The following is a 14025-nucleotide window of genomic DNA, read 5'->3' as shown; positions in this document are numbered from 1 at the left end:
CGACGGCATGACGGATCAATGGGATGCCGGACGACTGGACAGTGACCTCGAGGGTGTCGGCTTCGACACCCTGGCGGTGCGCGCCGGGCAAAACCGTACACCAGAGGCCGAGCACAGCGAAGCGCTGTTCCTGACCTCCAGCTATGTTTTCCGTACGGCTGCCGATGCGGCTGCACGCTTTGCTGGCGAAACGCCGGGTAACGTCTACTCGCGCTACACCAACCCGACTGTGCGTGCCTTCGAGGAACGCCTGGCGGCCATGGAGGGCGCCGAGCAGGCAGTGGCGACGTCCACCGGTATGGCGGCGATCCTTGCCGTGGTCATGTCGCTGTGCAGCGCCGGTGACCATGTGCTGGTGTCGCAGAGCGTATTTGGCTCGACCATCAGCCTGTTCGAGAAATACTTCAAGCGCTTCGGCGTCGAGGTGGACTATGTGCCGCTGGTCGACCTGTCGGGTTGGGAAAAGGCCATCAAGGCCAATACCAAGCTGCTGATCGTCGAGTCGCCGTCCAACCCGCTGGCCGAGCTGGTCGATATCACTGCCCTCAGCGAAGTCGCCCACGCGCGTGGCGCCATGCTGGTGGTGGACAACTGCTTCAGCACCCCGGCACTGCAGCAGCCGCTCAAGCTGGGTGCCGACATCGTGTTCCACTCGGCAACCAAGTTCATCGATGGCCAAGGCCGTTGCATGGGCGGTGTGGTGGCTGGGCGCAGTGAGCAGATGAAAGAAGTGGTGGGCTTCCTGCGTACAGCAGGCCCGACCCTCAGCCCGTTCAATGCGTGGATCTTCACCAAAGGCCTGGAAACGCTCAAGCTACGCATGCGTGCGCACTGCGAGAGCGCTCAGCAACTGGCTGAGTGGCTGGAGCAGCAGGACGGCATCGAGAAAGTGCATTACGCCGGCTTGCCAAGCCACCCGCAGCACGAACTGGCCAAGCGCCAGATGAGCGGTTTTGGTGCGGTGGTCAGCTTCGAGGTCAAGGGCGGCAAAGAGGGCGCCTGGCGCTTCATCGATGCCACGCGGGTCATCTCGATCACCACCAACCTGGGTGACAGCAAGACCACCATCGCGCACCCTGCCACCACTTCCCACGGCCGCTTGTCGCCGCAGGAGCGCGAGGCAGCGGGTATCCGCGACAGCCTGGTCCGCGTTGCCGTGGGCCTTGAAGATGTGGCCGACCTGCAGGCAGACCTCGCGCGTGGGTTGGCGGCACTGTGATTGAAATCAGCGGCAGTAAGCCAGGCCATAACGGCCGGGTAGCCTTGGTGACCGGTGCCGCTCGCGGCATCGGCCTGGGGATTGCCGCCTGGTTGATCTGCGAAGGCTGGCAGGTGGTGCTCAGCGACCTTGACCGCCCACGCGGGGCCAAGGTGGCCAAGGCGTTGGGTGACAACGCCTGGTTCATCACCATGGACGTTGCCGACGAGGCGCAGGTCAGTGCCGGGGTGTCCGAGGTACTGGGGCAGTTCGGTCGGCTCGACGCGCTGGTGTGCAATGCGGCCATCGCCAACCCGCACAACCAGACGCTGGAAAGCCTTAGCCTGGCGCAATGGAACCGCGTGCTGGCGGTCAACCTCAATGGCCCGATGCTGCTGGCCAAGCATTGCGCACCTTACCTGCGTGCGCATAACGGGGCGATCGTCAACCTGACCTCGACCCGGGCACGGCAGTCCGAACCGGACACCGAAGCCTATGCGGCAAGCAAGGGCGGCCTGGTCGCGTTGACCCATGCCCTGGCCATGAGCCTGGGCCCGGAGATCCGCGTCAATGCGGTGAGCCCGGGCTGGATCGATGCACGAGACCCTTCCCAACGCCGTGCCGAACCGTTGACCGATGCCGACCATGCCCAGCACCCGACGGGCAGGGTAGGGACGGTGGAAGACGTGGCGGCCATGGTGGCCTGGCTGTTGTCGCGCCAAGCGGCTTTCGTCACCGGCCAGGAGTTCGTGGTCGATGGCGGCATGACCCGCAAGATGATCTACACCTGAGCTGTCAGATGTTAAGAAGGGGACCGAAAGGTCCCCTTCTTGTTTCCAGCGATTAATCATCGCGCGACTGCTTGGTGTAGGGGCAGCCTTGTGCTGCGAAGAGGGCAGTGAGCTCATGCTGAATCATCGGTGCATTCACCGGCCTCTTCGCAGCACAAGGCTGCTCCTACAGTGAAGGCGGGATCGATCCATTGCCCTCGCACTGGCAAACCTCTTTTTTGCCCTTTTTGAAAAAAAATTCAATGGGGGTATTGACTTAGCATCGGTACCTGCGTAAATTTCGCGGCCTCAGCGAAGCAAACGCAACAAGCAACATCGCGGGGGTGATTAGCTCAGCCGGGAGAGCATCTGCCTTACAAGCAGAGGGTCGGCGGTTCGATCCCGTCATCACCCACCACTTCCTGAGCGTTCCTGGTGCAGGAAGCTTCGAAAGAAGCAGATAGCCAGAGAGGAACAAGGCCTGATAAGCCACGACGTAAGTCACTATGCGCAGCGGTAGTTCAGTCGGTTAGAATACCGGCCTGTCACGCCGGGGGTCGCGGGTTCGAGTCCCGTCCGCTGCGCCACTTTTTAGTAACAGATGGGTGCCTTGCACCGGTCTGAGACCGAAAGGCAAATATGCCTGAGGTCGATCCCAGTTTCAATCGGGCGCAAGCCCGAACGATACGCAGCGGTAGTTCAGTCGGTTAGAATACCGGCCTGTCACGCCGGGGGTCGCGGGTTCGAGTCCCGTCCGCTGCGCCATCTTCGCTTCGAAGCCCCTTGAACGCTTCGAAGCAACAAAAAGAGCGATCAACGTGTCGCTTTTTTTGTGCCTGACTTCACTGTGCCCTTGGCCAGTAAGCAGGCAACAGGTTTCAACTGGGCGCAAGCCCAAGCGATACGCAGCGGTAGTTCAGTCGGTTAGAATACCGGCCTGTCACGCCGGGGGTCGCGGGTTCGAGTCCCGTCCGCTGCGCCATCTTCGCCTCGAGGCCCCTTGAACGCCTCGAAGCAACGTGAAAAGCGACCTTAGGGTCGCTTTTTTCGTTTTCACGCCCCGCCAGTCCACATTTACACGAAGCTGACAGACTCTTCACGGATGAACGGTTTCAGTGCCCGTGCGCAGTGATGCACAATAGGCACCTTCTCGACTTACCCGGAATTCGCAATGACCAGATCATCCGTCTTTGGTGCGCTCGGGCTGGCCCTGGTGCTGGCGGGCGTGACCGGTTGTTCCTCGAAAAAAGCCGCCATCTACGAGCACGAGAACTTCGATGACTCGGGCACCTTCTCGCGCAGCTTCCCGGTGACCGATGCCGGCTCCTGCGAGGCCGCTCGCCGCGCCTTGCTCAGCCAGGGTTACATCATTACCAGCAGCGGCGCCAACCAGGTGACCGGCAACAAGAGCTTTCAGCAGAACAGCGAAAACCACCTGCAGATCAGCTTCAACGTTACCTGCGCACCCGACGTGAGCGACGAGCAGCGCTCGACCATGTTCGCCAACGCCCTGCAGGACCGCTACAGCCTGAAGAAATCCAACACTTCCGCCAGCCTTGGCGTGGGCGTGCTGGGTTCAGTGTCCATGCCGATAGGCTCCAGTGATGACTCGATGGTCAAGGTCGCCAGTGAGACGGTGACGGCGGCGCAGTTCTACGACCGTTACTTCGCACTGGTAGAGAGCTATCTGCCGAAACCGAAAAAGGCCAGCAAGGCGAAGGCCAAAGTCGAGCCTGAGGCGCCCGCACCCAAGGTTGAAAAGCCAGCGGTAGACCTGGGGCTGCCGGAGCAGGCGGCTGCAGCGCCTGTGGCCGCTCCTGTAACGCCCGCGGCTGAAGCCACACCAGCGGCTGAAAGCACGCCTGCACCTGCAGCCGTTGCCCCCGCCAGCGAAGTGCCAGCGGCGCCAGTGGCCAATGACAGCCAGGGGTCACAGCCTGTAGCGCCGCCCGCCGAACCTGCGCCTATTCAGGTGCAACAAGAGGCACAGCCTGCAGAGCCCGCACCCGCGGCGCTCTGACACATTCCCTGTTACAGACAGGCGGCGATAACGCCATCGATACCTGCTACGTTTACTTCTCATGAGCTTGTCATCATTCCTTCACCCAACCTGCTTAGGTTGAAGGCGACATCTACGAAGACAAATGAGAAAAGAGGACGCAGGGCAATGGATGAATATCAGGAAGAGCTGCTCGAGTTCCAGGCATACGAACTGGACACCCCGGAACCCGCCGACGACGCCACCGAGCTTTAGCCGGCCTGCCGCTGACTGCGGCGAAACTCCCCCGGCGTGAGGCCGGTCCAGCGCTTGAATGCGCGCTGGAAAGCCTCTGCCGAAGCAAACCCCAACAGATAAGCGATTTCGCCGAAAGCCAGCTCCGTGTCACGGATGTAGGTTTCGGCCAGGTCGCGCCGTGTCTCGTTCAACACGTCGCGAAAACGCGTCCCTTCTTCGGCCAGCTTGCGCCGCAATGTCCAGGTCGGCAGCTGCAGGCTCAGTGCCACTTCGTCCAGATCCGGTTCGCGGCCGCCATTGAGCAGCGGGCCGAGCAGGTGCGTGATGCGTTCACCCAGGCTGCGCACCCGCGTGCGCTGTTGCAACTCCGCTTCGCAAAGCTGCAGCAGGTGCTGCCAGGTGCTCGGGCAGTGCTGCGGGTTGGCCATCTGCAGGGTGGCGCGGCTCAGGCGCAGTTGATTGCCGTCGGCGCCGAATTGCACCGGGGTGCTGCACAGCGCCTGATACTGGGCGGCATACGGCGGCGCAGCAAATTCGATTTCAAGCCGTTCGGCCTGCAGCACAGTCCCCGCCAGGTCGCCCAGTTGCGCGAGCCAGCCGGCGAGCAGGGAGTCGACCACGAAGCGGTTGTAGGTGTTGTAGGGGCTGATGGAGTAAAACCGCAGCCAGGCGCCTTGGGCATCTTCCTGAAAGCGAGAGTGGCCCCGGTAGTTGGCAGCGTACAGCGGCTCAAAGCGCAACAAGGTGCGCGCCGCTTCGCCCACGGTGGGCGCCTGGGCCGCGGTGATGCCCGCAAGGCCTGCATGCGCCAGCCGGCTGAGCCGGCCCATGTGCAGGCCCAGCGCCGGCTCGGCGCAGAGCGCGATGGCGGCATGCCCAAGGTGCATGTAACGCGGGATCGACAGGCGGGCTCCGGCTTCGGCCAGGCGTGCCGCATCCAGGCCATAGCGTTGCAGCAGGGGCGCAGGGTCGTGGCCCAGCACGCGCAGGGCCTCGGCCAGTGGCTGGACAAACCCTACCGACAGATCACCCAGGCGCACGCGGGGGCGGGCCACGGGGTTACAACCACAGGTTCAGCAGGCGGGCGCCATGGCTGGGGTTGCCCGCCAGCAGTTGACCCGACTGATGGGCGAAGCCCTGGCCATCGCTGGCCTGCTCCCAGAACTGCCCACGCATGAACACGCTCATGCTGCTGACGTCTTCGCCGGCGGCCTGGGTTAGGCGTTGCCAGGCGTTTTGTTCGCTGACTTCGCCACGCTTGAGGGCGAGTTCGGCCGCCGCGTCCTGATGGCGATTGCCACGCCATGGCGCCTCCCAGCTGCCTTTGCCACTGAGGAATACCGGGTTGGCGATCAATTGCACGGATTGTTGTGTCAGTTGCTGGTGGTTTTCCGGGTACCAGCTGTCACTGCCGACCAGTACGCCCAGGCGCCCGGCCGGGGTTTGCAGCACCTGCAGCGGTTGCTGGCGGCCATCATGGATGAAACGGCGCGTTTCGCTGTCCGGGTACTGCTGGCGCTGTGGCTGGCCCAGCAGCGAGCCGTCGCCGGCAAACACCACGCTGCTGTTGTACAGCGGGCCATTGCCGGCGTGCAGCACGCCTTGTTTGACATAGGGGGCCGGCAGCACGATGGAGCCGGCCACCAGGGTGACGCCAAACTCCTTGGCCAGGCCACCGAACAACTGCTGATAATCGGCGGCCATCTGCTCGGCCTTCATGCGCAGGTGGGCGTCGCTGCGCCAGTCGTCGGCGTTGGCGCGCAGCATGGCCAGGCCATAGCGCAGCGGGTTGCTCAGTTCCAGCCATTGCAAGGCCTCGCGGCTCTGCGTGACTTGGTACAGCTCGTTCTTTTCACCCCGTGCCCACAGCCAGGTACCGATGTGCTCAGGCAGCACCACCACCGTGCGTGGGCCGACCAGCCCCTGTACCCGAGCTTGCTGCAAATAGGCCGAAAGCTTGCGGTGCAGGCGTTGCAGGTTCTGGTAGTCACTGGGGTAGAGCAGCGGTTCGACGCCAAGCAAATTGCCTCGCTCACCGGGCACGCCATGGTTGAGCGCCAGCTCGATGCGCAGGTCGGAAAGGTAGTGGCCTTCCGGGCGCTGCTGGGTCCAGAAGCCGTAGCCGCACAGGGCGGCAATCATCACCAGCGCCAGGGCGCTTGCCAGAAGTTTTCGCATGAAGCGGTACAGCGCCTTGGAAGTTGGAGTTGTCTAGGGTAGCCCTGCTGTACGGGAGGATCAATAAGTTGTCAGTTTCGATCATTGAGGCTGTTCAAACAGCTGTTTAATGTCAGTGGCAGATAAACGACGGGGCCCGCCGGCCGGCGAGGCACCCGCATTCCGTGATCACGCCACAGGGGGACATTCCATGGCTGCCGACCGTTATCCGCACCTGCTCGCACCGCTCGACCTGGGCTTCACCACCTTGCGCAACCGCACCCTGATGGGCTCGATGCACACGGGCCTTGAAGAACGCCCCGGCGGCTTCGAGCGCATGGCGGCCTATTTTGCCGAGCGCGCCCGTGGCGGCGTCGGCCTGATGGTCACCGGCGGTATCGCTCCGAATGACGAGGGCGGCGTCTATTCCGGCGCTGCCAAGCTCAGCACCGAGGAAGAGGCCGACAAGCACCGCATCGTGACCGAGGCGGTGCATGCCGCTGGCGGCAAGATCTGCCTGCAGATCCTCCATGCCGGGCGCTATGCCTACAGCCCGCGCCAGGTCGCGCCCAGCGCGATCCAGGCGCCGATCAACCCGTTCAAGCCCAAAGAACTGGACGAAGCAGGCATCGAGAAACAGATCGTCGACTTCGTCAATTGCGCCGCGCTGGCCCAGCGGGCCGGCTATGACGGCGTCGAGATCATGGGTTCGGAAGGCTACTTCATCAACCAGTTCCTGGCCGCCCACACCAACCACCGCACCGACCGCTGGGGGGGCAGCTATGAAAACCGCATGCGCTTGGCCGTCGAGATCGTCAGCCGTGTGCGCGGCGCGGTGGGCCCGAACTTCATCATCATCTTCCGCCTGTCGATGCTCGACCTGGTCGAAGGGGGCAGCACCTGGGACGAAATCGAACTGCTGGCCAAGGCCATCGAGCAGGCGGGGGCGACCCTGATCAATACCGGTATCGGGTGGCACGAAGCGCGTATCCCGACCATCGCCACCAAAGTGCCGCGGGCGGCGTTCAGCAAGGTCACCGCCAAGCTGCGTGGCACCGTGAGCATTCCGCTGATCACCACCAACCGCATCAACACCCCGGAAGTCGCCGAGGCGGTGCTCGCCGAAGGCGATGCCGACATGGTTTCGATGGCCCGGCCGTTCCTGGCCGACCCGGACTTCGTCAACAAGGCCGCTGCCGGGCGCGCTGACGAGATCAACACCTGCATCGGTTGCAACCAAGCCTGCCTGGACCACACCTTCGGCGGCAAGCTGACCAGTTGCCTGGTCAACCCGCGCGCCTGCCACGAGACCGAACTCAACTACCTGCCTGTGCGCACCGTGAAGCGTATTGCCGTTGTCGGTGCTGGCCCGGCCGGCCTGGCTGCCGCCACCGTGGCCGCCGAGCGGGGCCACCAGGTGACCTTGTTCGATGCCGCTGGCGAGATCGGCGGGCAGTTCAACGTGGCCAAGCGGGTGCCGGGCAAGGAAGAGTTCTTCGAGACCCTGCGCTATTTCCGTAACAAGCTGAGCAGCACTGGCGTAGACCAGCGCCTGAATACCCGCGTCGATGTACAGGCGCTGGTGGACGGCGGCTTCGACGAGGTCATCCTGGCCACCGGCATCGCGCCGCGTACGCCCGCGATCCCGGGGGTCGAGCATGCCAAGGTGCTCAGCTACCTGGACGTGCTGCTCCAGCGTAAGCCAGTCGGCCAGGCTGTCGCGGTGATTGGCGCCGGTGGCATCGGCTTCGATGTGTCCGAATACCTGGTGCACCAGGGCGTGGCCAGCAGCCAGGACCGCGAGGCGTTCTGGAAAGAGTGGGGCATCGACACCCAGCTCAAGGCCCGCGGTGGTGTGGCCGGCATCAAGGCTGCGCCGCACGCGCCGGCACGCCAGGTGTATCTGCTGCAGCGCAAGCAGTCCAAGGTCGGCGACGGGTTGGGCAAGACCACCGGCTGGATCCACCGGACGGGGCTGAAGAACAAGCAGGTGCAGATGCTCAACGGCGTGGAGTACCTGGGTATCGATGATGCCGGCTTGCATATTCGGGTCGGCGGCGGTGAGCCGCAATTGCTGGCAGTGGACAACGTGGTGATCTGTGCCGGGCAGGAGCCGCTGCGAGAGCTGCAAGAAGGCTTGCTGGCCGCAGGCCAGTCGGTGCACTTGATCGGTGGCGCGGATGTGGCGGCCGAGCTGGATGCCAAGCGGGCGATCAACCAAGGCTCGCGGTTGGCTGCCGAGCTTTGAGATAGCCGGGGGCCGCGAAGCGGCCCCCGATGTTCACTGATAAACTGAAGCCTTCGCTTCAGGCCCCGTTCCATGTCTATCGATTTTCTCGACCTGCCCCAGGCTCCTCTACACCCCCTGAACCTGCCCTGGCTACAAAACGCCAAGGTCGAAGTCGCCATCCTGCGCTTGGACTTGATCGACCCCCTGATCAGCGGCAACAAGTGGTTCAAGCTGCGCCACCACCTCCAGCACGCCCATGAGTCAGGTGCCCCTGGCCTGATCAGCCTCGGCGGCAGCCACTCCAACCACCTTCATGCCCTGGCCGCTGCCGGCAAGCGCTTCGGCTTCGCCACGGCCGGCCTGCTGCGTGGCCACCCCCAGGACACACCGACGGTGCGGGATCTGCAGGCGTTGGGCATGCACGTGCATTGGCTCGGCTATGGCGGCTACCGCGCCCGTCATGAGGCGGGTTTCTGGCAGCCCTGGCAGGCACGCTACCCCGGTTGGCACTGCATTCCCGAAGGCGGCGGCGGCTTGGCCGGCGCGCAGGGTTGCGGGTTGATCGTCGCGCAGGCGCGCGCGCAACTGGGCGAGATCGGTTGGGACGATTACAGCGCCTGGTGGCTGCCCGTGGGTACCGGTACAACGTTGGCCGGCCTGGTGCTGGAAGAGGCGGGCGCGCATGACGTGCACGGCGCGCTGGCGGTGCCCCGCGATCACGGCGTGCCGGACGTTGTGAGGGATCTGGCCGGCGGCAGTGGCTATCAATTGCATGATGCCTGCCGGGGCGGTTTCGCTCGGATCGACGACGAGCTGCTGGGGTTCATCGACGCTTGCGAGCGGCACACAGGCGTGCCGCTGGAGGCGCTCTACACCGGCAAGGCCCTGCTGGCGCTGCGCGAGCAGGTCGAGGCCGGCCTGTTCGCGCCCGGCACCCGCCTGATCGTGCTGCATACCGGTGGCCTGCAAGGCCGGCGCGGTTATTTGTAGGGCAGCATGCGCAGCAGCGTGTTGTCGCGCTGCACGTAGTGGTGATACAGCCCGGCCAATGCATGCAGGCCGATCAGCCAGTAACCCCAGCTGCCGATGCGTTCATGCCAGCCTTTGATGAATTTGGCCTGGTCTGGGTCCGCGCCGATGAGGTGCGGCAGTTCCAGCCCGTAGAAGGGGACTGGCTTGTCGGCGGCGCTCAAGATCAGCCAGCCGGCCAGGGGCAGGCCGATCATCAGCAGGTACAGCGCCAGGTGCATCAGGTGGGCAAGGCCGGTCTGCCAAGCAGGTGGCTTGGGCAGGATGGGCGGGGTGGGGCGGCTCAGGCGCACGGCCAGGCGCAGCCAGACCAGCACGAACACGGTCAGGCCCAGCATGAAGTGCAGGTCCTTCATCAGGTTGCGCTCGGCGCTGTCCTTGGGGAACAGGCCGCGAAACTCGATGCAGGCGTATACGACGGCCAGTAGCACCAGCATCAGCCAATGCAGGGCGATGGACAGGCGCGCGTAATGTTGCGTGGGGCTGGATGAAACCATGGAGGATCCTCATCATCAGGTCTTGAAATGGCGCTCTTGGTGGCGCTCAGCACTCACTGTATCCGCTTGGCGGAACCAATCTTTGCTCCAGGTCGGTGAAAATTGTGTTGCTTGTACCGGCCTCTTCGCGGGCACAATCATCGCGTGGGCAAAAGTGGCCAGCTATCAGCCACCAGAAACACCCGCTCCACTTCATGCCAGGCACCCTCGGCCTCCTGCTCCAGCCTGACCAGCATCTGCGCCGGCGCATGCTCATCCAGCCCCTGCAGCCAGGCCCCGAACTGCAGTGCCGTCCAGCACTCATCCGCCTCGACCCGCGCCGGTGCCAACCAGGCATCGCGGGGCAAAGGCTGCCAGCGTTCGCCAGTGGCCATCGACCAATCCTGCCGCCGCAACCAGCGCCCGCGCAGGTGCAGTGGGTTGGCCCCTGCGGGCGGTTCTGCCTGCCCAGGCCATGGGTAGAACAGGTAACCGGCCAGCCACAGATGCGCCTGCACCTGCTGCACGCCAAGCCCGGCCAAGGCCACGCGGCTCTGTGCGCCACTGGACATCGGCAACTGATGCCCAGTCAGGTGCGCCAGTTTGATCCCCAGCCGGTCATGGCAACCTGGGCCAAGCCATTGCGTCGGGTCTCGGCCATCGCTGTGGGTAGGCCCCAGGTAAAACTTGATGGCCAACTCGAAATGCTGCACCCCCTCGTCATCCCGCAGCAGAATGTCCAGCTCACCCAACGTCTGCCCGCCTGCGCGAATCGCCAGGTTCGCTGCCAGCAACTCAAGGCCCGGCGCCTGGCCCAGGGCGAACTGCCAGAGGCATTCGTAGTACAGGCCCAGCCGCCGACTGGTCAGGCGCGCCAGCCTGTCGCGCAGCCCTTGCTCGTCGGCATCCAGGGCCAGCAGCCAGGCTTTCAGGCGTTGCGGATCATCGGCCCAGGCGCTGCCGGCCAGCGGGTGGCGCTGGGGGCAGGGCGGGGCGCTCAGCAGCGGGGGCGACAGCAATGCCCAGGCCAGGTCGCGCACGGCAGGGCGGCGCAACTGGCGAGGCAAGTCGTGGAGTTCGGCGAAAGGCATCATCCAGCGAGCATAGCCGGTTTGCCGCTACCCGGTCGTTTCGCCCATAATCGGCGCATAGTCACCCGCCGCAGAGCCTCGCAGGAGCCCCATGGAGCAATTTCGCAATATCGGTATCATCGGACGCCTTGGCAGCTCGCAGGTGCTCGACACCATTCGCCGACTGAAAAAATTCCTCCTCGAGCGCCACCTGCACGTGATCCTCGAGGACACCATCGCCGAAGTCCTGCCCGGCCACGGCCTGCAAACGTCCACGCGCAAGCTGCTGGGCGAGGTCTGCGACCTGGTCATCGTCGTCGGCGGTGACGGCAGCCTGCTCGGCGCCGCCCGCGCGCTGGCCCGGCACAACATCCCGGTGCTCGGCATCAACCGCGGCAACTTGGGCTTTCTCACCGACATCCGCCCTGACGAGCTGGAAGAAAAGGTCGCCGAAGTGCTCGACGGCCACTACCTGGTGGAAAACCGCTTCCTGCTGCAGGCCGAAGTGCGCCGTCACCACGAGGCCATCGGCCAGGGCGATGCGCTTAACGACGTGGTCCTGCACCCCGGCAAGTCGACGCGGATGATCGAGTTCGAAATCTACATCGACGGCCAGTTCGTCTGCAGCCAGAAGGCCGACGGCCTGATCGTTGCCACCCCGACCGGCTCGACCGCCTACGCGTTGTCGGCCGGCGGCCCGATCATGCACCCCAAGCTCGACGCCATTGTCATCGTGCCGATGTACCCGCATACCCTGTCGGGCCGGCCGATCGTGGTGGACGGCAACAGCGAGCTGAAGATTGTCGTGGCCAAGGACCTGCAGATTTACCCGCAGGTGTCCTGTGACGGCCAGAACCACTTCACCTGCGCCCCTGGCGACACCATCACGGTGAGCAAGAAACCGCAGAAGCTGCGCCTGATCCACCCGCTGGACCATAACTACTACGAAGTGTGCCGTACCAAACTCGGCTGGGGCAGCCGCCTTGGAAGCAGGGACGACTGATGCTCGATCCGGCGCGAAGTTTTGACATCATCGGTGACGTGCATGGCTGTGCGCTGACCCTTGAACGCTTGCTCGACGCCCTCGGTTACAAGCGCGTGGCCGGCGTCTGGCGTCACCCGCGGCGCCAGGCATTGTTCCTGGGCGACATCGTCGACCGTGGGCCGCGCATCCGCGAGGCATTGCACATCGTGCACGACATGGTCGAAGCCGGCCAGGCGTTCTGCATCATGGGCAACCATGAGTACAACGCCCTGGGCTGGGTCACCCCGGCGCTGCCCGGCAGCGGCAAGGCCCATGTGCGCGAACACACGCCACGCCATGCCAGGCTGATCGACGAGACCCTCACGCAGTTCGCCCACCACCCGGGCGACTGGCATGACTTCGTCAACTGGTTCTACGAACTGCCGCTGTTCGTCGACGCCGGGCGTTTCCGCCTGGTGCATGCCTGCTGGGACCCACGGCTGATCGAGCCGCTGCGCCAGCAATACCCGGACGGGCGCATCGACGAACATTTCATCCAGGCCTCGGCCGTGCCCGGCAGCTTTGCCGCCACCGTGTGCAATCGCCTGCTGCGGGGCACCGACATGCGCCTGCCGGACGGCTTGACCCTGACCGGTGGCGATGGCCTGACCCGCGCCTTCTTCCGCACCAAGTTCTGGGAAGAAGACCCGCAAACCTATGGCGACATCGTGTTCCAGCCCGATGCGCTGCCTGAAGCCGTCGCCAGCACGCCACTGAGCCATACCCAGAAGAACGCCTTGCTGCGCTATGCCGAGGACGAGCCTTTGTTGTTCGTCGGCCACTACTGGCGCAGCGGACGCCCGGCGCCGATCCGCGACAACCTGGCCTGCCTCGACTACAGCGCGGTGCTTTACGGCAAGCTGGTCGCCTATCGGCTGGATGATGAAACCCGTATCGACCCGCACAAGTTCGTCTGGGTCGACGTCGACCGCCCACAGGCCAATCAATGAACATAATCGAAGTGATGCGCCTGCCGCTGTCGGTCGACCTCAGCGGCTTCGTGCACCTGCTGCAACGCTTGCAGGTGCCACACCGGGTCAGTGAAGAAGGTGAAGTCCAGGTGCTGTGGGCCCCCGACACGCTGGCCCAGGATGTGCTGCAACTCTACCAGCGCTATCCCGACGGTAACGCCGACCTTGAGCTTGCGCAGGCCCCTGTGGAAGGGGATTCAGCCGCGAGTGCCCCCACACAACCCTCCCTCAAAGACCAGGTCAAAGCCTGCAAGGTCACCGCCGCTGTCCTGCTGCTGTGCTTCATCGTTGCCGGCATCACCGGCCTGGGCGACAACTTCTCGACCATTGGCTGGTTCACCTTCCTCGACTTCCGCGTGCACGGCGACTACCTGTACTTCACCCCACTGGCCCAGGGCCTCGCCGAAGGCCAATGGTGGCGCCTGGTGTCGCCGATGCTGCTGCATTTCGGCGTGCTGCACCTGGCCATGAACAGCCTGTGGTACTGGGAACTGGGCAAGCGCATCGAGCTGCGCCAGGGGCCATGGCTGTTGCTGGGCCTGACCCTGTTGTTCAGCCTGGTTTCCAACCTGGCCCAGCACTACACCAGTGGCGCGAGCCTGTTCGGTGGCCTTTCTGGGGTGCTGTACGGGCTGCTCGGGCACATCTGGCTGTACCAGTGGCTGGCGCCCAACCCCCACTTCAACCTGCCCAAGGGCGTGCTGGTGATGATGCTGATCTGGCTGGTGGTGTGCCTGACCGGCGTGGTCGGCCAGCTCGGCTTCGGCCAAATCGCCAACGCCGCCCACGTCGGCGGCCTGCTCATCGGATGCCTGACAGGGCTCTTGGGTGGCGGCATGGCCCGGCGTAAACTGTCGGCTTGAA

12 protein-coding genes and 4 tRNA genes are annotated in these 14025 nt (G+C 64.4%); 12 read left to right on the top strand and 4 right to left on the bottom strand.

Going from position 1 to position 14025, the window contains the following annotated elements; genetic code table 11:
• The first annotated feature begins 7 nt into the window (after positions 1-7).
• The 7 genes from QOS90_RS21255 (at position 8) to QOS90_RS21225 (ending at position 3988) form a co-directional block, all read left to right on the top strand.
• A complete protein-coding gene (locus QOS90_RS21255; protein ID WP_085273675.1) occupies positions 8-1219 on the top strand; it encodes an O-succinylhomoserine sulfhydrylase in 1212 nt (403 codons plus the stop codon).
• On the top strand, positions 1216-1989 hold the full coding sequence (locus QOS90_RS21250; protein WP_027596718.1) for an SDR family oxidoreductase: 774 nt from the start codon (positions 1216-1218) through the stop codon (positions 1987-1989). Before QOS90_RS21255 ends, QOS90_RS21250 begins: the two co-directional genes overlap by 4 nt.
• Before the next feature lie 321 nt (positions 1990-2310).
• Positions 2311-2386 (top strand) — tRNA-Val (locus QOS90_RS21245).
• A 92-nt stretch (positions 2387-2478) separates the two neighbouring features.
• A tRNA-Asp gene (locus tag QOS90_RS21240) sits at positions 2479-2555 on the top strand.
• A gap of 101 nt (positions 2556-2656) precedes the next feature.
• Positions 2657-2733 (top strand) — tRNA-Asp (locus QOS90_RS21235).
• A gap of 140 nt (positions 2734-2873) precedes the next feature.
• A tRNA-Asp gene (locus tag QOS90_RS21230) sits at positions 2874-2950 on the top strand.
• 189 nt (positions 2951-3139) lie between these two features.
• Positions 3140-3988, top strand: a complete 849-nt coding sequence (locus tag QOS90_RS21225; RefSeq protein ID WP_085273674.1) for a DUF2242 domain-containing protein — start codon at positions 3140-3142, stop codon at positions 3986-3988.
• Positions 3989-4218: 230 nt separating this feature from the next.
• Here QOS90_RS21225 and QOS90_RS21220 read toward each other — a convergent pair whose 3' ends face one another.
• Positions 4219-5259, bottom strand: a complete 1041-nt coding sequence (locus QOS90_RS21220; RefSeq protein WP_027596716.1) for an AraC family transcriptional regulator — start codon at positions 5257-5259, stop codon at positions 4219-4221.
• Between the two features lie 4 nt (positions 5260-5263).
• Positions 5264-6382 carry a nitrilase-related carbon-nitrogen hydrolase gene (locus tag QOS90_RS21215; protein WP_027596715.1) on the bottom strand — a complete coding sequence of 373 codons (1119 nt, stop codon included), beginning with the start codon at positions 6380-6382 and terminating at the stop codon, positions 5264-5266.
• Between the two features lie 190 nt (positions 6383-6572).
• On the opposite strand from QOS90_RS21215, the gene QOS90_RS21210 reads away from it, so the two are divergent.
• Positions 6573-8609, top strand: a complete 2037-nt coding sequence (locus tag QOS90_RS21210; RefSeq protein ID WP_027596714.1) for an NADPH-dependent 2,4-dienoyl-CoA reductase — start codon at positions 6573-6575, stop codon at positions 8607-8609.
• A gap of 78 nt (positions 8610-8687) precedes the next feature.
• Positions 8688-9581: a 1-aminocyclopropane-1-carboxylate deaminase/D-cysteine desulfhydrase gene (locus QOS90_RS21205; protein WP_097151355.1), complete on the top strand. Its 894-nt coding sequence runs from the start codon at positions 8688-8690 to the stop codon at positions 9579-9581.
• Here the strand turns inward: QOS90_RS21205 and cybB are convergent.
• Positions 9572-10117 (bottom strand): cytochrome b561, encoded by a 546-nt coding sequence (gene cybB, locus QOS90_RS21200; RefSeq protein WP_027596712.1) that lies wholly within the window; start codon positions 10115-10117, stop codon positions 9572-9574. The two genes, QOS90_RS21205 and cybB, sit on opposite strands and share 10 nt — an antisense overlap.
• A gap of 137 nt (positions 10118-10254) precedes the next feature.
• Positions 10255-11190, bottom strand: coding sequence for a DUF1853 family protein (locus QOS90_RS21195; protein ID WP_085273673.1), 936 nt, complete (start codon positions 11188-11190; stop codon positions 10255-10257).
• An 88-nt stretch (positions 11191-11278) separates the two neighbouring features.
• On the opposite strand from QOS90_RS21195, the gene QOS90_RS21190 reads away from it, so the two are divergent.
• From QOS90_RS21190 to QOS90_RS21180, 3 genes are read left to right on the top strand one after another with little or no spacing between them, the layout of a single operon-like run.
• The gene (locus QOS90_RS21190) at positions 11279-12169 is read left to right on the top strand and encodes an NAD(+) kinase (protein ID WP_027596710.1); all 891 of its coding nucleotides are present in this window, start codon (positions 11279-11281) and stop codon (positions 12167-12169) included.
• Positions 12169-13140, top strand: coding sequence for a metallophosphoesterase (locus QOS90_RS21185; protein WP_027596709.1), 972 nt, complete (start codon positions 12169-12171; stop codon positions 13138-13140). The genes QOS90_RS21190 and QOS90_RS21185 overlap by 1 nt, the downstream gene beginning before the upstream one ends.
• Complete coding sequence (locus QOS90_RS21180; RefSeq protein WP_085273672.1) at positions 13137-14024, top strand: rhomboid family intramembrane serine protease; 888 nt, start codon at positions 13137-13139, stop codon at positions 14022-14024. The genes QOS90_RS21185 and QOS90_RS21180 overlap by 4 nt, the downstream gene beginning before the upstream one ends.
• Position 14025 lies beyond the last annotated feature (1 nt).

This window comes from Pseudomonas sp. LAIL14HWK12:I10 (assembly GCF_900184205.1).
Lineage (GTDB): Bacteria > Pseudomonadota > Gammaproteobacteria > Pseudomonadales > Pseudomonadaceae > Aquipseudomonas > Aquipseudomonas kermanshahensis.
This window is presented reverse-complemented; position numbering and strand designations above follow the sequence as displayed.